This is a genomic window from Streptomyces sp. NPDC023157 (genome assembly GCF_055560575.1).
The window spans coordinates 598696-616559 of the sequence record NZ_JBVHIL010000004.1; the positions used below are offsets into that span (position 1 = coordinate 598696).

A 17864-nucleotide genomic window follows, 5' to 3' on the forward strand; every position below is an offset into this window, starting at 1 on the left:
GCGGCGGCGAAGCCCGGGGCGGCAGGCACCGCCCCCATCGGCGTCCCGCTTCCAGCCGTCAACAGCGGTACCAGCGCGGTACGTTGTCCCTCCCGTGGAGGCGGTGGACCGTGGGGACGTTGTCCTGGGGCGAAGGGAAGCAGGGCCATGGCCGCAGAGTGGCGGAGCGACATTCTGGGGGCTTCTCAGGTGCGGATGCTCTCGGTTGACGGTGACGTGGTCGGTGCCGGATTCCTGGTCGCCGCGGACCTGGTGTGCACCTGCGCACACGTCGTCGAGGAGGCCCTCGGTCTGCCGGCGCCCGTGGACGAGGCGCCCGACGGGTCGGTGAGCCTCGACTTCCCGCTCCTGTCCGCCGGTCCCTCCGCGCGGGCGAGTGTGGTCTCCTGGCGCCACGGAGGGGCCGATGTCGCCCTGCTGCGGCTCGACCGGACCGTCGAGGGCGCGCGGCCGGCGGGGCTCGTCGACGGCACCGCGGTCTGGGAGCATCCGTTCCGGGTGTTCGGACACCCGGTCGGCGCGGATGACGGAGTCTGGGTCCTGGGCACCCTGCGCGCCGGCATGGGGGCGGGGCTCCTGCAGATGGAGGCGCATCTGCCCGGGCCTCGCGTCACGGAGGGGTTCAGCGGGTCCCCGGTGTGGGACGACGCCCAGGGTGGGGTCGTCGGCATGACCGTCGCCGCGCACCGAGGGGAGAGCACCGCTTATCTGCTGCCGTCGTCCGATCTGATCGACGAGCGGACCATCCCGGCGCGTTGCCCGTTCCAGGGACTGGAGTCCTTCACGGAGGAACAGTCGGAGTTCTTCCATGGCCGTGACGCCGACACCAACCGGGTGGTGTCGGCCCTTCGCCAGAGGCCGGTGGTGCTGGTGGTGGGGCCCTCCGGATGTGGCAAGTCCTCCCTGGTACGGGCCGGGGTACTGCCCCAGTTACGCGCCGAACGTGTCGGCGCCTCCGAGTTGCGTCCCGTCCCGGGCGCTCGGGCGACCTCCGTTCTCGCCCGTGTCCTGACCGATGTCCTGGAACCGGGGCTCGGGGAGATCGACCGCCTCACCCGGTCCGAGCACCTGGCCCGGCTCCTCGCCGACGGAGAAGACGTCCTCGCGGAGCTGCGGGCCCGGGTCCTGGCCCGCGGCCCGAGCGCCGGTCACGTGCTCTTCGTGGACCAGCTCGAAGAGTACGCACGCGCCATGCCGGCCGAAGCACGTGAGCTGTTCCGCCTGCTGTCCGTTCTCGCCGGCCGGCGCGGTGCGGCAGCCCTGCGGGTCGTCGCCACGGCACGCCCCGACTCCCTCGACGCACTGGTGACGGTCGGCACGTCCGACATCGTCAGTGACGCCGTGGAGTTCCTCGCACCGTTGAGCGACGCCGACTTGAAGCGCGCGATCACGGCTCCCGTCGACGCCGTACCGGGGCTGTGGTTCGAGCCGGGACTGCCCGAGAGGATCGTCGCGGACGCGGGCGACGAGCCGGGGCGGATGCCACTGGTCCAGTTCGCCCTGACCGAGCTGTGGCACCGACGCGGCAACTCGATGCTCACCCATGCCGCCTACGACGCGTTCGGCGGCATCGCGGGGGCCCTGGTCGAACACGCGAACGGCGTCCATGCCGCGTTGACACGGAACCAGCAAGAGCTCGCGCCCCGATTGTTCGTGCAGCTGGCCCGGCCGGGAGACGGCGACACGTTCGTCCGCAGACCCGCCCGCACCGCCGCACTCGCTCCGGAGCTCCTCACCCTGGTCCGCGAGCTGACCCGATCAGGGAGACTCCTCGTCCTGTCGCACGCCCCGGGAGAATCCGGACAGGAGGAGATCGTCGACCTGGCCCACGAAGCACTGACCGAACTCTGGCCGCTCCTTCGGACATGGCTCGTGGAGTCCCGGGACTTCCGCGCCTGGCAGGAGCAGCTGCGCGCCGATGTGGGCCGCTGGCAGGCGCGGAGGAGCGATCCCGCGCGTCTGCTCAGCGGCGCGGACCTGACCGAGGCGGACCTCAAGCTCCAGGGGCACAGCCACGACGTCTCCGCCGAGGAGCGCACCTACATCCAGTTGAGCCGCCGCCACTCCCGGCGCAGGGTTCGCGCACGCAGGGCGGCGGTGGGCGTGCTCGCCGTGCTCACGGCGCTCTCCGTCGTCCTCGCGATCTCCACCTGGCGTGGCCTGCAACGTGCCGAACGGCAGCTCCGCGTCCAGGCGGCGGGCCTCCTCGCCCAGGCATCCGAGGCGCGCCCGTCGGACGATCCCGCCACGGCGCTGCAACTCGCGCTGGCCGCCTACCACGCCCGGCCGACTGCCACGACCCGCCAGGTCCTGCTGAACCAGTACGTCCGCGGACAGCACCTGATCGCCGCCCACCCGTCGGTCTGGAAAGGGCGTGCCACGGACATGACGTCCACCCCGGACGGTCGCGTCCTGGTGGTCACCTCGACGCGAAGCAGCGACAACCCCAGGTTCACCGTGGTCACCGACGCCCTGAGCGGCACGCCGCGCGCACGGGAGCTGAGCGGCGTTCCCAAAGGCCTGGTCCGCGAACAGGCCCTCAGCCCCGACGGCCGCTTCCTCGCCGTCACAAGCTCCAGTGACGCCGTGCTCCTGTGGCGCCTGGACGGTCCCCTCCGCCCCGAGCGGCTGTCCGTCGCCCACACCTCGGCCGGAGGGGTGAACAGCACTCTCGATTTCAGCAGCGACAGCAAGCGGCTCCTGCTCACCGTGAAGCCCTCGTCCCGCTGCGACCCCCTCCCCAAGTGCCCGCCCCCGTTCGCCGAGGCGTGGGAGACCGGGTCGGGTGCGCGCATCCACGTACCCGACGGGCTCGTCCCCGAGAGGGGAGCGCAGGAGGTGGCGTTCACCTCAGACCCGGATTCCGTCGTGACCATCAGCTATACCCCGGGCTTGGAGGACAAGCGGATCGAGATCAGAGACCTGCGCACCGCTCGGCTGCGGTACACCGCCACCGTCAAGGACAACCTGGTCTCAGGTCTTCATTTGGGGGCCGGTGGTGAACTCCTCATCAGCCGGAACGGTGACGACTCGTACGCACAGCCCCTCGGGACCGCCCCCGGCCGTCGTACCGAACTGCTCGGTGTCTCCTGGGGCACGGACAGCACCCGGCGTTTCCACGTGTCGCCGGACGACTCCTCCAGCGGCACCGACGCGGGACTCTACGACGAGAAGGTCCTGACCGACCTGGGCACCGGGCGAACCCACATCGCCCGCATTCCCAGCGCCCGGGACACGGACACCTCCAGCGCGGGCCTCGCGGTGGTGCGCCGCAAGGACGGCGAGGTGGTCGTCCTGGCGCCACTCGGCACCGCGCTCATGGTCGTACGCGCCGAGCGGTACGACCGTGGGCGGTTCGCCGCAACGGAGGGCGACGCGGCCTCCAGCGTGTCCCCGGACCGGCGCTTCATCGCCGTCGCGGACCAGCGCAGTCTGCGGGTCGTCGAGGCGTCCGGCGCCCGGCCGCAGTCCGTGCCGCTTCCTTTCCTCGACGACGCACCGTCCTGGTCGCTCACCTGGACCGCGGATTCACGACGGGTCGTGGTGTGGAGCAGGGACGGCAACCTGCTCGCCGCGTACCCGGCGGGGAGCCTGAAGGACAAGGTGCCGCTCGACGGTGCCCTGCCCGGGGCGAAGGCGGCGGAGAAGGCAGAAGGGCACCAGGGAGGCGAGGTGGAGGAAGTCGCCGCCCTGGGCGGCAGCGAGATCGCCCTGCTGACGATCGACGGACGCCTCGCCCGGGTCGATGCCGCCAACGGGGCCCTCCTGACGCGCCCGGTCCCCGCGCACCCCGATCCGGACCGGTCCGGCATGGGCACCATCGACGACATCTTCACCCGGGGCCGGCTCGTCCCCCGGCCGCACCACCCCGGTCAGGTCGTGGCGGTGACCCGGCGCGGCGCCGCGTTCGGCGACATCCTGCTGTGGGATCTGCGCGCGCCCCGGCACATCAGGACCCTGTCAGGGCTCCCGATCGCAGCGCCGTTCACCACCGGCGACGACCCGTCGACCGGTCCGCTCGTCTTCGACGGGCGTGGTTCCCGTCTGGCCGTCGAGACCAGAGGCAGGGAGGTCCGGGTGTGGGATGTCGAAGGGAGCGAACTGCTGCCCGGCAACACGTCGACCTCCGCCGACGGGTACGTGATCGGCGTCGGCGACGGGGACCGGGTCCTCACCTTCAGCAAGGGCCGGGTGACGATCCACGACCTGGCCGATGCCCGCGACTCGGCCACGCTGAACGTTCCTGAAGGAGCGGCTGCCTCCGTGTCGGGGAACCTGCTGACGGTGTTCCTCGGAGACGCGAGGGAGACCTTCAGCTCGCGCCGCCGGACCTTCGACCTGCGTCCCGAAGCCCAGTTCCGGGCTTTGTGCGATGCCGCGGGCCGCGACTACACCGCCGCCGAGCGCGCACTGCTGCCGGACGGCACCCCGTCACAGCCTCCTTGCGCCTGACCTGGGGATACCGGTCATCTCTCGCGAGAACACGACGCGGGTTCCGCGTACCTACCGGCGGCGGGGCCTGGGCACCAGTTCGCCGCCGCAGTTGGGGCAGACGTCGCGCATCTCGTCGGCGCAGGGCACGCAGAAGGTGCATTCGTAGGTGCAGATGCGGGCGGGGCCGTCGGTGGGCAGGGGGGTCGTCTCGCAGCGTTCGCAGGTGTCGCGCATGTCCAGAGCCATGCCTCCATCCTGCGGAAGGCCCGCGGGCCGGAAAACCGCCCGCGGGCCAAAGATCGACGGGATCAGGCCGTGAGGCCCGAGCGCTTCATCTGGGTCCGGACCGCGCCCATGCTCGCCGCGATGACCAGGGCGATGGCGAGCGCGTCGGTCAGGCCGAGGGCCTGGTGCAGGACGAGGAAGCCCGCGGTGGCGGCGATCGCCGGTTCCAGGCTCATGAGGATGGCGAAGGTGGGGGCGGGGAGGCGGCGCAGGGCGAGCAGTTCCAGGGTGTACGGGAGGACCGAGGACATCAGGGCGACGGCGAGGCCGAGTCCGATGGTCGACGGTACGAGGAGCCGGTCGCCGACCTCGATGATGCCGAACGGCAGGCTGATGACCGCGCCGACCGCCATCGCGAGAGCGAGGCCGTCGGCCTGCGGGAAGCGGCGGCCGGTGCGGGCGCTGAAGACGATGTACGTGGCCCACATGGCGCCCGCGGCGAGGGCGAAGCAGGCGCCGGCCGGGTCGAGCCGGTCGAAGCCGCCGCCGCTGAGCAGGACGACACCGGCGAGGGCGAGGCCCGCCCAGAGCAGGTTGGCCAGCCGGCGTGAGGCGATGACGGAGAGGGCGAGCGGGCCGAGCACTTCGAGGGTGACGGCGGCGCCGAGCGGGATCCGGTCGATGGCCAGGTAGAACAGGATGTTCATGCCGGACATGGCGGTGCCGAAGGCGAGCACGGTGCCCCAGTCGGCGCGGCTGTAGCCGCGGACCTTGGGGCGGCAGACGATCAGCAGGACGGCCGCGGCGAGCACGAGCCGCAGCGTGACGACGCCGAGGGCACCGGCCCGGGGCATGAGGAGGACGGCCACGGCGGAGCCGAACTGCACGGAGAGGCCGCCCGCGACGACGAGCGCGACGGGCCCGAGCCGGGTGCCCCGGGGGGCGCGGCCGGCGGGCCCCTTCGCGGCGGCGGGGCTGGGGGCGCCGGTGACCGGGGGGCCGGCGGCTATGTCCTTGACCGGGCTGTCCACCGGCGCGCTCCTTGCACTGAAAACGATCAAGAGTTCACTACTCTGAACCAACCAGTCCAGAGTAATGGACCGACCCCCGTGGCTCCAACCTTCACGCTAGGAGCCTCCGCGTGGCATGTGAAATGCCGATTGGTCTGCGGTTATGCTCCGAAGACATGAGCCGGACGAACATCGAGCTCCGCCACCTCCGCTGCTTCCTCGCCATCGCCGAGGAAGGCAACCTCACCCGCGCCGCCACCCGCCTCCACCTCACCCAGCCGGCCGTCTCCCGCACCCTCGCCGCCCTCGAACGGCACCTCGGCGCCCGGCTCGTCGACCGCAGCACCCACCACCTCGCCCTCACCCCCGAGGGGCGGAGCTTCCAGGACCGGGCCGCCGCCGCGGTCACCGCCTTCGACACGGCCGTCGACCCGGAACTCCTCCGGCACCGCCCGCTGCGCCTCGGCCACGCCTGGTCGGCCTTCGGCCCGTACACGACCCCCCTGCTGCGCCGCTGGCGGACCGAACACCCCGGCACCCCGCTCGAACTCCTCCGCGTCGACGACCGCACCGCCGGCCTCCTGCGCGGCGAGGTGGACGCGGCGCTGCTCCGCGGGCCGGTCGAACTCCCGGGCCTGGCGACCGAGGAGCTGCTCACCGAGGAGCGGGTGGCGGCGGTCCCGGCGGACAGCCCGCTGGCCGCGCGCACGTCGCTGACCCTGGCGGACCTCGCGACCGAGACCGCGATCCTGAACCCGGTCTCGGGCACCACCACCCTCGACCTCTGGCCCGCCACCGCCCGCCCCCGCACCACCCTGACCGTCGCCAACACCGACGACTGGCTCAGCACGATCGCCGCCGCCCGGGGCATCGGCGTCACCTCCGCCTCGACGGCCACCCTCCACCCCCACCCGGGCGTCGCCTACCGCCCCCTGACCGACACCCCGCCGGTACCGGTCCTGCTGGCCTGGCGGGAGGCCGACCGGCACCCGGCGGTGGGGGCGCTGGTGGAGCTGGCGCGGGAGATCGCGCGGGAGGGGCGGGCGGGCACCCCTTAGGCCCGCGTACGGAACCTCGGCCGCGCCCTCTGGGCGACGACACCCGTCAGGCCTCCCCCTCCCTACCTCTCCCCCTGCCGCTCCCTCTACCGCTCCCTCCGCCGCTCCCCCGGCCCCTCCTCCTCCAGCGCCTCCGCGAGGACCTCCGCCAGGTGGCGGGCGTGCCGGTCCGGGGCCGTGTGCGCGATCTGGGTGCGGCAGGAGAAGCCGTCCGCGAGGACGAGGGCGTGCGGCGGGGCGGCGCGCAGGGCGGGCAGCAGTTGGTCCTCGGCGCAGGCGGCGGAGACCTGCTCGTGGCCCGGCTCGAAGCCGAAGTTCCCGGCGAGCCCGCAGCACCCGCCCGCCAACTCACCGTCCATACCGGCCCGTTCGCGCAACCTGCGGTCGGCCGCGTCGCCCAGGACCGCGTGCTGGTGGCAGTGCGTCTGGCCGGTGACCGGGTGGGCGACCCTGGGCGGGACCCAGTCGGGGGCCAGTTCCTCCAGGGCCTCGGCGAAGGTGCGGACGGAGGCGGCGAGGAGGGCGGCGCGCGGGTCGTCCGGGAGGAGTTCGGGGAGGTCGGAGCGGAGGGTGGCCGCGCAGGAGGGCTCCAGGACGACGACGGGCCGGGGGACGGCGAGCCCGCCGGGAGGGGTGGTGCCGCCGCCCGGACGGGAAGGACCCGCCCCGTCCCCCGCGGCCCCCTCCCCGTCCCCCACCATCACGTCCAGCGTCCTGCGCATCACCTTCCGCGCCGCGTCCAAGCGGCCCGCCGAGACGTACGTCAGGCCGCAGCAGACCCTGCCGGGGGGCAGGGTGACGCCCAGCCCGGCGTCCTCCAGGACGCGGACGGCGGCGTGGCCGGCCTCGGGGGCGAGGTGGTCGGTGAACGTGTCGGGCCACAGGGTGAGGGCCGGGGCGCGGTCCGAGGCGCGTTCGCCGAACCAGGACGTGAACGACTCCCGAGCCACCCTCGGCAGGGCCCGTTGCGGTGTGACGCCCGCGAGCCGGGCCGCGAAGGGCAGCCGCGTCGCCGCGTTGAGGGCGGGGCCGAAGTGGTCGAGGAGGCGCGGCAGGCCGCCCATCGTCCAGTGCGAGCGGGGCCGCGCCCAGGGCCGTCCCGCGTAGTACTCCTCCGTGAACCGCGCCTTGTACGCGGCCATGTCGACGCCCGCCGGGCAGTCGCTGCGGCAGCCCTTGCAGGACAGGCACAGGTCGAGCGCCTCGCGGACCTCCTCCGAACGGGCGCCGTCCGTGATGATCTCACCGAGCGCCATCTCGTGGAGCAGCCGGGCCCGGCCACGGGTGGAGTGCCGTTCCTCTCCGGTCGCCCGGTACGACGGGCACATCACACCGGGCCCCGAACTCGGGCCTTCCGTCCGGCATTTGGCGACGCCGACACAGCGGGCGACCTCGCGGCCGAGGCCCACCACGGGCAGGTCGGGGAAGCGGAGCCCGGAGTCCAGCGGCTCGGGGCGGACCAGCATGCCGGGGTTGAGGCCGCCCGCCGGGTCCCACAGGTCCTTGACCGCGCCGAACAGGCCGACGAGCTCGTCCCCGTACATGCGCGGCAGCAGTTCGGCCCGCGCCTTGCCGTCGCCGTGCTCGCCCGACAGGGAGCCGCCGTGCGCGACGACGAGCTCGGCCACCGCCTCGGAGAAGCGGCGGAAGTCCCGTACGCCGTGGCCCGTGTAGAGGTCGAAGTCGATACGGACGTGGACACAGCCGTCGCCGAAGTGCCCGTACGGGGTGCCCCGCAGGCCGAATTCCTTCAGCAGCGAGCGGAACGCGCGCAGATACGCGCCGAGCCGCGCCGGCGGCACCGCGCAGTCCTCCCAGCCGGGCCAGGCCTCCCCTCCCCCTGGCATCCGGGTCGCCGTCCCCGCCGCGTCCTCCCGGATGCGCCACAGCGCCCGCTGCCCGGCCGGGTCGGCGACCAGCAGGGAGTCCAGGGCATCGGCCGCCCGGGCCAGTTCGGCGGCGGCCGGGGCCCCGTCGGCCTCGACGAACAGCCAGGCACCGCCCCGGGGCAGCCCGGCGGCCGCGCCGCCCGCGCCGCGTACGAGGTCGGCGGCCATGCCCTCCACGGTCAGCGGCCCGTACGGGAGCAGTCCCGCCGCCGCGTCCGCCGCCGCGCTCTCGTCCGGGTAGCCGAGCACGAGGAGGGTTGGTTCCGCAGGGAGCGGAACCAACCGCAGCTCGGCCTCCGTGACCACGCCCAGGGTGCCCTCGCTGCCGCAGAGGAAGCGGGCCACGTCCGCGCCCCGCTCCGGCAGCAGCGCGTCCAGGGCGTAGCCGGAGATCCGGCGGGGCAGGCCGTCGGGGTAACCGGTCCGCAGGGGCGCCAGGTTGCGCCCGATCAGCTCGCGCAGCCCGGCGGGCGCGCCCTGCCAGTCGCGGCCGGGCCGGAGGCGTTCGCCGCCGTACGTCAGGACGTCGAGGCCGCGGACGTTGTCGGCGGTCGTGCCCCAGGCCACCGAGTGCGAGCCGCAGGCGTTGTTGCCGATCATTCCGCCGAGCGTGCAGCGGCTGTGCGTGGACGGGTCGGGGCCGAAGGTCAGCCCGTGCGGGCGGGCCGCCTCGCGCAGCCGGTCGAGGACGAGACCGGGCTGGACGACGGCGGTGCGCGCCTCGGGGTCGAGGGAGACGAGGGAGCGCAGGTGCCGGGTGAGGTCGAGCACGACACCCGTTCCGGTGGCCTGTCCGGCGATGGACGTGCCCCCTCCCCGGGGGACGACGGGTACCCCGTACGTGCGGCAGACGGCGAGCGCCGCGGCCACGTCGTCGGCGTCCCGGGGGGCGACGACGCCGAGCGGGACCCGCCGGTAGTTGGAGGCGTCCATCGAGGTCAGGGCGCGGGCGGTGGTGCTGAAGTCGACGTCGCCGGCGACCGCCGCGCGCAGGGCGTCCGCCAGTTCCGGTGCCGCGTGTTCGTGTGATCCCACGACTACAGAGTGTCTCAGTCCTTGTCTCATCGGGCGGACATCCCGCAACCTCGGCTCCGCCGACCGGATACGCTCCGCCTCGTGGCCGATATCCAGATTCCCGCTGACATCAAGCCCGCCGATGGCCGTTTCGGCGCGGGCCCCTCCAAGGTGCGGACGGAGGCGCTGGACGCCCTGGCCGCCACCGGCACCTCCTACCTCGGTACGTCGCACCGCCAGGCCCGGGTCAAGGACCTGGTCGGCGAGGTGCGTACCGGCATCAGTGACCTGTTCTCGCTGCCCGAGGGCTACGAGGTGATCCTGGGCAACGGCGGTTCGACCGCCTTCTGGGACGTCGCGACCCACGGTCTGATCGAGAACAAGTCGCAGCACCTCACCTTCGGCGAGTTCTCCTCGAAGTTCGCGAAGGCCGCGAAGCTGGCCCCGTGGCTGGCCGAGCCGACCGTGATCTCCTCCGACCCGGGCACCCACCCGGAGCCGGTGGCCGAGGCGGGCGTCGACGTCTACGCCTACACCCACAACGAGACCTCCACCGGTGTCGCCGCCCCGCTGAAGCGGGTCGCGGGCGCCGACGAGGGCGCGCTCGTCCTGGTCGACGCGACCTCCGGCGCCGGCGGTCTGCCCGTCGACATCGCCGAGACCGACGTCTACTACTTCGCCCCGCAGAAGTCCTTCGCCGCCGACGGCGGTCTGTGGCTGGCGGCGTTCTCCCCCGCCGCGCTGGAGCGCGCCCAGCGCGTCCACGCCTCGGGGCGGCACATCCCGGAGTTCTTCAGCCTGCCGACCGCGATCGACAACTCGCTGAAGAACCAGACGTACAACACCCCGGCGCTCGCGACCCTCTTCCTGCTCAACGAGCAGCTGAAGTGGATCAACGGCCAGGGCGGTCTCGACTGGGCCGTGGCCCGTACGAAGGAGTCCTCGGACGCCCTGTACGGCTGGGCCGAGGAGTCGAAGTACGCGACCCCGTTCGTCACCGACCCGGCGAAGCGCTCGCAGGTCATCGGCACGATCGACTTCGCGGACGAGATCGACGCGGCGGCCGTCGCCAAGGTGCTGCGCGCCAACGGCATCATCGACACCGAGCCGTACCGCAAGCTGGGCCGCAACCAGCTCCGCATCGCGATGTTCCCGGCGATCGACCCGGCCGACGTGCGGGCCCTGACGGCCTGCGTCGACTACGTGATCGAGAAGCTGTAACGGGCGGCCCGCCCCACGTGCGAGGGCCCGGCGTCGGAGTCGTCCGACGCCGGGCCTCCGTCATGTCCGGTCCCGCCGCCCGGCCCGGACTCCAGGAGGAGCGGGGCCGGCCGGCGGTGGTCGCCGCCCGTCCGGGCGCCGGCTCAGTTCTTCCGCAGCAGGCGCTTGACGCCGACCACGAGGACGGTGGCGCCGGCGAGGACGAGGAAGCCGAGGGTGGCGTTGCCGGTGCCGCCCTTCGAGGGGGAGGCCGACGGGGAGTCGGGTGAGGCGCCCGAGGTCCCCGACGGCTTCCCCGACGGGCTTTCGGAGCCGCCCTCGCGGTCCACCCGGACGACCCGGCTCTTCTTCCCCTCCGAGCCGAACATGAAGGCGGAGCCGTCCGGTGTGTACGTCACGGACTCCGACTGGCCCTGGAAGGGGGCGCCTACGGCGGTGCCCTCGTCGCCGAGGCGCCCGTTCTTCCAGGTGTACTCCTTGGCCATGAAGTAGCCGCGCAGGACGAGCCGGTCGCCGGACGGGGAGAAGGCGCCGTCGGTCACCCAGGGGACCTCGTCGACGCGGCGGAAGACGTTGGTGTCGGAGGTGGTGAGCCGTTCGGGGCCCTGGTAGAGGCCGCCGCCGTCCTCGTTCTTGCTGGCGATGTAGACCCGGCCGGTCTTCGGATGCACCATCAGCGCCTCGGCGTTGCGGGCCCCGTCGGCGTACTTCACGTCGTACTGGGTGGCCCGGACGGTCTGGTCCTTCAGCTCCTTCGGCTCGGGGAAGCGGTAGATCCAGACGTGGTCCCAGGAGCCGTCGAGGTTGTCGCCGATGTCGCCGACGTAGATGGCGCCGTCCGGGCCGACGGAGATGCCCTCCATGTCGCGGGGCGTGCCGACGCCCTTCATCGTGAGGGTCGCCACCGTCTCGCCGGTGCGGGAGTCGACGCCGTAGATGAGTGGGGCGTCCTGGTCGTTGTGCGTCCAGTAGATGCCGGGGTGCGCGCGGCTGGCGGCGAGGCCGCTGGACTCGGTGATCCGCGGGTCCTCGATGGTGAAGTCCCGGTCGGCGTCCGCCGCCACCGCGGGGACCGCCGTGAGGAGGACGAGGGCCGCCGTTCCGAGGGCGCACAGAGCAGGTCGCATGCCGTCCAGCCTGCCATGGCGGTCCGGGTGTCGGGGATCACGTCGCAGGGCCCGCCGCCGGTCGGTGATGATGGTCGCCATGCGTTTTCTGTTCGTCGGCGACAGCATGACCATCGGACGCGCCGGCGACTTCACCTGGCGCTACCGCATGTGGCGGCACCTGGAGACCGTCCTGCCCGGGGCGTACGAGATCGTCGGCCCGCGTACCGCGCTGTACGAGACCGGGTCCGACGCCGCCGTGTCGTACGCCTACGCCGATCCGCTGTTCCCGGCCGGGGCGCGCCGCCATCTGGCCGGCTGGGGCGAGGGCTGGCTGCATATGGCGCCCCTGATCGGCCCGACGGTGACGGCGACCGGCGCGGACGTGCTGCTGATCTCGCTGGGCCTGATCGACCTGGGTTTCTACACGAACAGCGACCAGACGGCGGAGAACGTCCGCGCCTTCCTGGCCGCCGCCCGCGCGGCGAACCCCCGGGTCAGGGCCGTGCTGCTGCCCGTCATACCGAACGTGCGGGCCGAGGCCGAGGCGCCCTTCGCCGCCGAGTGCGCCCGCTTCAACGAGCTGCTCGCGAAGACCGTCGCGGACCTGGACTCGGCGGCCTCGCCGCTGCTGCTCGGCTCGGTCCCGGAGTCGTACGACATCCACACGGACACCTACGACGGCACCCACCCGGGCCCCACGGGCGAGCACAAGCTGGCGGCGGCCTTCGCCGACGCGATGCACCAGGCGTGGGGCGTGGGCGGCCCGTACCGGGGCGAGGGCGGGGGCAGGACCGGCCGCCCTCGGCTCCAGGGTCCGGACCCCGGGCCCAAGGGCCTGTCGTCAAACTCGCGGGGCAGACGGGAGTTTGACGACATGCCCTAGTCGCCGACGATCGCGTCGACCTCGATCTCGACCAGCCACAGCGGGTCGATGAAGCGCGAGACCTCCACGAAGGTGGTCACCGGGCGTATGCCGGCGAAGCGTTCGCCGTGGGCGCGGGCGGCCTCCTTCCAGGTCGTCACGTCGGTGAGCATGATGCGGGTGCGGACCACGTCCTCCAGCGAGGCGCCCGCCTCCTTGAGCGCGGCCTCGGCGATGTCGAGGCAGCGCACGGTCTGCGCGTGGACGTCACCCGGGCCGACGGTGCCGCCGTCGGCGCCGATGGGCGCGGTCCCGGCGACGGCGACGTGCGCGCCCTTGCGAACGGCCCGGCAGAAGCCGATCTCGGGTTCGAGCGGGGACCCGGAGGCGATGTTCCTGCGCGGGGTGGTGTCGTGGGTGGTGCTGTCGGTCATCAGGCTGCTCTCGTCAGGCGGTTGGCGAAGGTGGAGACCTCCGGTTCGGCGTCGGACACCGCGCCCGAGGCGGCCGGCAGCGGAAAGGCCGGCCGCTCCCGACCGCGAACAGCCCGGCGGAAACGGTCGGCCCATGATCCACACGTTCAGCGGAATCTCACCAGGCGAAGGCCTCCGGCGACGGACCCGGGCCCGGGAAGACCTCGTCCAGGCCGGTCAGGAGCTCCTCGCCGAGCTTCACGTCCAGGGCGCGCAGGGCGCCCTGGAGCTGCGCCGGGGTGCGCGGGCCGATGATCGGGCCGGTCACGCCGGGGCGGGTGAGGAGCCAGGCCAGGGCGGTCTCGCCCGGGTCGGCGTCGTGCTTGGCCAGCAGGTCCTCGTACGCCTGGAGGCGGGCGCGTGCCGCCGGGTCGGCGAGCACCTCGGCGGCCCGGCCGGATGCGCGCCGGACGCCCTCGGCGTCCTTGCGGATGACCCCGCCGAGCAGGCCGCCGTGCAGCGGCGACCAGGGGATGACGCCCAGGCCGTACTCCTGGGCGGCCGGGATGACCTCCATCTCGGCGCGGCGCTCGTACAGGTTGTAGAGGCACTGCTCGCTGACCAGGCCGACCGTCCCGCGCCGGGCGGCGGTCTCGTTGGCCTGGGCGATCTTGTAACCGGGGAAGTTGGACGAGCCCGCGTACAGGATCTTGCCCTGCTGGATGAGGACGTCGATCGCCTGCCAGATCTCCTCGAAGGGGGTCAGGCGGTCCACGTGGTGGAACTGGTAGACGTCGATGCGGTCCGTGCCGAGGCGCTTCAGGCTGGCGTCGACGGCCCGGCGGATGTTCACCGCGGACAGCTTGTCGTGGTTGGGCCAGGCCGCGCCGTCGGGGCCCATGTTCCCGTAGACCTTGGTGGCGAGGACCACCTTGTCGCGGTGGGCCGGGTCCTTGGCGAACCAGGAGCCGATGATCTCCTCGGTGCGGCCCTTCGCGTCACCCCAACCGTAGACGTTGGCGGTGTCGAAGAAGTTGAGCCCCGCGTCGAGCGCGGCGTCCATGATCGCGTGACTGGTGGCTTCGTCCGTCTGCGGTCCGAAGTTCATCGTGCCGAGGACGAGTCGGCTGACCTTGAGTCCCGTGCGTCCGAGCTGCGTGTACTCCATGGACGTCAAGCCAACGCCTTCGAGTGCGCTCGACGCAAGGGCCTGCCGGGACGGGCGCGGGGCTCGGCGCCGCGGCGGCTCAGCTCACCACGGACGCCACCGCGATGATCGCGAACATCAGTACGAGCACGCCGGCCATGATCCGGTTTCGGGTCTTCGGGTCCACCCTCCGAGACTAACCCGGACCGGCCCGGCCGCTGTCCCGCCCCCGCCCCGACCCCGCCCCGCCCAGCGGCCATGTGTCCAGCGTCTCGTACCGCGGCTGCTCGCCCGGCACGCCGCCGACTGGCAGGTTGCTGCGCACCAGCGCCAGCTCCCCGACCTCCCAGCGGGTCCCCTCGAACGCGTCCAGGGCCGTGGCGAAGGGCCGCAGGTCCAGGTCCGTGCGGGAGCGGGCGACGGTCAGGTGGGCCTGGTAGCGGCGGTGCTCGTCCATCGGGACGCCCGCCCGCCGGGCCGCCGCGTCCGCGCGCTCGGCGAGCAGCCGCAGCTCGTCCAGGTCACCCGCCGCGCCCGCCCACAGCACCGCCCGCCCGAAGTGCCCGCCCCCGTGCAGCCGCAGTGGGAACGGCGCCGTGCGGTGCGCGGCCCGGCCGAGGCGGGCGCGCAGCTCCGGCAGCAGCGCCTCGTCGACCTCGCCCATGAACGCCAGCGTGAAGTGCCAGCCGGGCCGCGAGGTCCAGCGCAGCCGCCCCGCTCCGGGCAGGTGGGCGAGCCGGTCGACCTCGGCGGCGAGCTCGGCGAGCTGCGCGGGCGGCGGTACGACGGCAGCGAAAAGCCTCATACGGCGAGTGTGGCAGGGAAGGGACTAGCCTCTGCGGGATGGACACCGCGATCAAGATCAGGAAGGGCGGGGCGGCGGACCTCCCCGCGATGCTCACGATCCTCGACAGCGCCGTCGGCTGGCTCAACGGCAAGGGCATCACCGCCCAGTGGGGCACCGAGCCGTTCAGCTCGCGCCCGAAGACCGTGGAGCTGGTCGAGCGGGTCGCCGGCGAGGGCGTCCCGTGGATAGCCGAGATCGACGGGGTCCCGGCCGGGACCCTGACCCTGACCCCGCACCCGGGGCAGTACGTGGCGCCCGCCGGGGAGCCGGAGTCGTACGTCCGCTTCCTCGCGACGGACGCGCGCTTCCACGGGTACGGGGTGGGCGCGGCGCTCCTCGCGCACGCGGCGGAGGAGACGCGGCGCCAGGGGGTGTCGCTGCTGCGGGTGGACTGTTTCGCGGGGAGCGAGGGGCGGCTGGTCGCCTATTACGAGAGCCAGGGGTTCACGCGGACGGAGGAGTTCCTGGTCGGTGACTGGCCGGGGCAGGTGCTGGAACGGCGGGTTTGAGCGGAGGCGGCACAAGAGGAGGGGGCGGGTCCGTCCGGACCCGCCCCCCTTCGTACACCTGCGGGCCTACGCCGCCGTCACCAGTCGCTCTCTCGGTACGAAGCGGACCTTCGGGTGGCCGTGGTGCCAGCCCAGGGCCACCTTGAGGCCGCCTACGCGGGCCAGGACCAGGCCGATGACGGCCGCCGCGGCCAGGGAGACCAGGCCGCCGGCCGCGAAGCCGACGCGGGCGCCGTACGTGTCGGTGACCCAGCCGAGCAGCGGCGCGCCGATCGGGGTGCCGCCGGCGAAGACCATCATGTAGAGGCTCATCACCCGGCCCCGCATGACCGGGTCGGTCGCCATCTGGACCGCCGAGTTCGCGGTGATGTTCACGGTGAGGCCGATCATGCCGATCGGCACCAGGAGCAGCGCGAACAGCCAGAACGACGGGGAGAGGGCCGCGGCGATCTCCAGGGCGCCGAAGACGCCGGCCGCGATCACCAGCATCCGCAGCCGGGTGGAGCCCCGGCGGGCCGCGAGCAGGGCGCCCGCGAGGGAGCCGGCCGCCATCAGCGTGTTGAGGAAGCCGTACGCACCGGCTCCGACGTGGAAGACCTCGCTGGAGAAGGCCGTGAGCCAGATCGGGAAGTTGAACCCGAAGGTGCCGATGAAGCCGACGAGGATGATCGGCCAGATCAGGTCCGGCCGTCCCGCCACGTACCGCAGGCCCTCGCGGAGCTGTCCCTTGCCGCGCGGGGCGCGCTCCACCTTGTGGAGCTCGCCCGTCCGCATCAGCCAGAGCGCGGCGAGCGGGGCGAGGAAGGAGAGGCCGTTGATGAGGAAGGCCCAGCCGCTGCCGACGCCCGCGATGAGGACACCCGCGACGGCGGGGCCGATGAGCCGGGCGGACTGGAAGTTCGCCGAGTTCAGCGAGACCGCGTTGCGCAGCTGGTCGGGTCCGACCATCTCGGAGACGAAGGACTGCCGGGCCGGGTTGTCGACCACGGTGACCATGCCGAGCAGGAAGGCGATCAGGTAGACGTGCCAGACCTGGACGTTTCCGGAGAGGGTGAGGACGGCGAGGGCGAGGCCGCACAGACCGAGCGCGGCCTGGCTGATCAGCAGGAGACGCCGCTTGGGGTAGCGGTCGGCGATGACGCCGCCGTACAGCCCGAACAGCAGCATCGGGAGGAACTGCAGGGCCGTCGTGACGCCGACGGCCGCGGCGGAGCCGGTGAGGCTCAGGACCAGCCAGTCCTGGGTGATCCGGGCCATCCACGTACCGGTGTTGGAGACGATCGCCCCGGTGAAGAACAGCCGGTAGTTCCGGATCGAGAGGGAGGAGAAGGTGCCCTTGCCAGCGCCCTTGTCGGTGCCCTTGTCGGTGCCCTTGTCGGTGCCCTTGGCAGGAGCCTTACGGGTGCCCTGACGAGTGCCCTCGCGGGTGCTCTTACGGGTGTCCTCGCGGGGGTCTTCCGGGGTGCCGTGTTCCTTGCTCCGGCGGGTGCGCGGGTGCGCGTAGGTATCGGGTTGATGGACGGGTGCGGAGTCTGCTCCGGGTCCCGTACTCAAAGTGCGTCGCCTCCTCGGCTTCGGGGTCAGAGATGGGCGAGCTTCTCCAGGACCGGGGCGGCCGCGCGCAGCTTGGCCCATTCGTCCTCGTCCAGACCCTCGGCGAGGGTGGCCAGCCAGGCGTTCCGCTTGCGGCGGGACTCGTCGAGCATGGCCTCGGCCTGCTCGGTCTGGCGGACCACCTTCTGCCGGCGGTCGTCGGGGTGCGGCTCCAGCCGGACCAGTCCCTTGGCTTCGAGCAGCGCGACGATGCGGGTCATCGACGGCGGCTGGACGTGCTCCTTGCGGGCCAGCTCACCGGGGGTGGCCGAGTTGCAGAGCGACAGGGTGCCGAGCACCGACATCTCGGTGGGGCTCAGCGATTCGTCGACGCGCTGGTGCTTCAGGCGTCGGCTCAGCCGCATCACGGAACTGCGGAGCGCGTTCACGGCGGCGACGTCGTCGGCGGTGCCGTGGGACAGGTCAGGCATAGTCCTTAGCGTAACTCATTACTCTTCCTAAAGACCAATCGAAAACGTGTAGCCGCCAACTGTCACCCGAACGAGTGAGAGCAATCCGGAAAGTGACGCACG

14 protein-coding genes are annotated in these 17864 nt (G+C 72.8%); 5 read left to right on the forward strand and 9 right to left on the reverse strand.

The window, feature by feature from the left end; translation table 11 throughout:
- Positions 1–195 precede the first annotated feature (195 nt).
- Positions 196–4452: an nSTAND1 domain-containing NTPase gene (locus ACZ3ZE_RS17825; RefSeq protein ID WP_467259664.1), complete on the forward strand. Its 4257-nt coding sequence runs from the start codon at positions 196–198 to the stop codon at positions 4450–4452.
- 51 nt (positions 4453–4503) lie between these two features.
- Here ACZ3ZE_RS17825 and ACZ3ZE_RS17830 read toward each other — a convergent pair whose 3' ends face one another.
- Positions 4504–4680 (reverse strand): DUF1272 domain-containing protein, encoded by a 177-nt coding sequence (locus ACZ3ZE_RS17830; RefSeq protein WP_361165479.1) that lies wholly within the window; start codon positions 4678–4680, stop codon positions 4504–4506.
- 62 nt (positions 4681–4742) lie between these two features.
- Positions 4743–5669 carry an EamA family transporter gene (locus tag ACZ3ZE_RS17835; protein ID WP_361166361.1) on the reverse strand — a complete coding sequence of 309 codons (927 nt, stop codon included), beginning with the start codon at positions 5667–5669 and terminating at the stop codon, positions 4743–4745.
- A 143-nt stretch (positions 5670–5812) separates the two neighbouring features.
- Between ACZ3ZE_RS17835 and ACZ3ZE_RS17840 the strand changes: the two genes are divergently transcribed.
- On the forward strand, positions 5813–6727 hold the full coding sequence (locus tag ACZ3ZE_RS17840) for a LysR family transcriptional regulator (RefSeq protein ID WP_467259812.1): 915 nt from the start codon (positions 5813–5815) through the stop codon (positions 6725–6727).
- 86 nt (positions 6728–6813) lie between these two features.
- Here ACZ3ZE_RS17840 and ACZ3ZE_RS17845 read toward each other — a convergent pair whose 3' ends face one another.
- Positions 6814–9681 (reverse strand): FAD-binding and (Fe-S)-binding domain-containing protein, encoded by a 2868-nt coding sequence (locus ACZ3ZE_RS17845; protein WP_467259667.1) that lies wholly within the window; start codon positions 9679–9681, stop codon positions 6814–6816.
- A 51-nt stretch (positions 9682–9732) separates the two neighbouring features.
- Between ACZ3ZE_RS17845 and serC the strand changes: the two genes are divergently transcribed.
- Entirely contained in the window at positions 9733–10851 is a 1119-nt protein-coding gene (serC, locus tag ACZ3ZE_RS17850; RefSeq protein WP_361165470.1) for a phosphoserine transaminase, read from the forward strand.
- A 143-nt stretch (positions 10852–10994) separates the two neighbouring features.
- Here serC and ACZ3ZE_RS17855 read toward each other — a convergent pair whose 3' ends face one another.
- Positions 10995–11978 (reverse strand): WD40 repeat domain-containing protein, encoded by a 984-nt coding sequence (locus tag ACZ3ZE_RS17855; RefSeq protein ID WP_467259669.1) that lies wholly within the window; start codon positions 11976–11978, stop codon positions 10995–10997.
- A gap of 79 nt (positions 11979–12057) precedes the next feature.
- Between ACZ3ZE_RS17855 and ACZ3ZE_RS17860 the strand changes: the two genes are divergently transcribed.
- Complete coding sequence (locus ACZ3ZE_RS17860) at positions 12058–12843, forward strand: GDSL-type esterase/lipase family protein (RefSeq protein ID WP_442303719.1); 786 nt, start codon at positions 12058–12060, stop codon at positions 12841–12843.
- Here the strand turns inward: ACZ3ZE_RS17860 and ACZ3ZE_RS17865 are convergent.
- From ACZ3ZE_RS17865 to thpR, 3 genes are all read right to left on the reverse strand, one after another.
- Positions 12840–13256: a RidA family protein gene (locus ACZ3ZE_RS17865; protein ID WP_361165461.1), complete on the reverse strand. Its 417-nt coding sequence runs from the start codon at positions 13254–13256 to the stop codon at positions 12840–12842. The genes ACZ3ZE_RS17860 and ACZ3ZE_RS17865 overlap by 4 nt on opposite strands.
- Before the next feature lie 157 nt (positions 13257–13413).
- The gene (locus ACZ3ZE_RS17870) at positions 13414–14403 is read right to left on the reverse strand and encodes an aldo/keto reductase (protein WP_361621507.1); all 990 of its coding nucleotides are present in this window, start codon (positions 14401–14403) and stop codon (positions 13414–13416) included.
- 175 nt (positions 14404–14578) lie between these two features.
- Entirely contained in the window at positions 14579–15187 is a 609-nt protein-coding gene (gene thpR, locus ACZ3ZE_RS17875) for an RNA 2',3'-cyclic phosphodiesterase (RefSeq protein WP_363292378.1), read from the reverse strand.
- A 38-nt stretch (positions 15188–15225) separates the two neighbouring features.
- Here thpR and ACZ3ZE_RS17880 point away from each other — a divergent pair, with 38 nt between their 5' ends.
- Complete coding sequence (locus ACZ3ZE_RS17880; protein ID WP_361165455.1) at positions 15226–15738, forward strand: GNAT family N-acetyltransferase; 513 nt, start codon at positions 15226–15228, stop codon at positions 15736–15738.
- 66 nt (positions 15739–15804) lie between these two features.
- Here the strand turns inward: ACZ3ZE_RS17880 and ACZ3ZE_RS17885 are convergent, their stop codons facing one another.
- Positions 15805–17052, reverse strand: a complete 1248-nt coding sequence (locus ACZ3ZE_RS17885; protein ID WP_467259815.1) for an MFS transporter — start codon at positions 17050–17052, stop codon at positions 15805–15807.
- A 266-nt stretch (positions 17053–17318) separates the two neighbouring features.
- On the reverse strand, positions 17319–17762 hold the full coding sequence (locus tag ACZ3ZE_RS17890; protein WP_361165449.1) for a MarR family winged helix-turn-helix transcriptional regulator: 444 nt from the start codon (positions 17760–17762) through the stop codon (positions 17319–17321).
- Between the last annotated feature and the right edge of the window lie 102 nt (positions 17763–17864).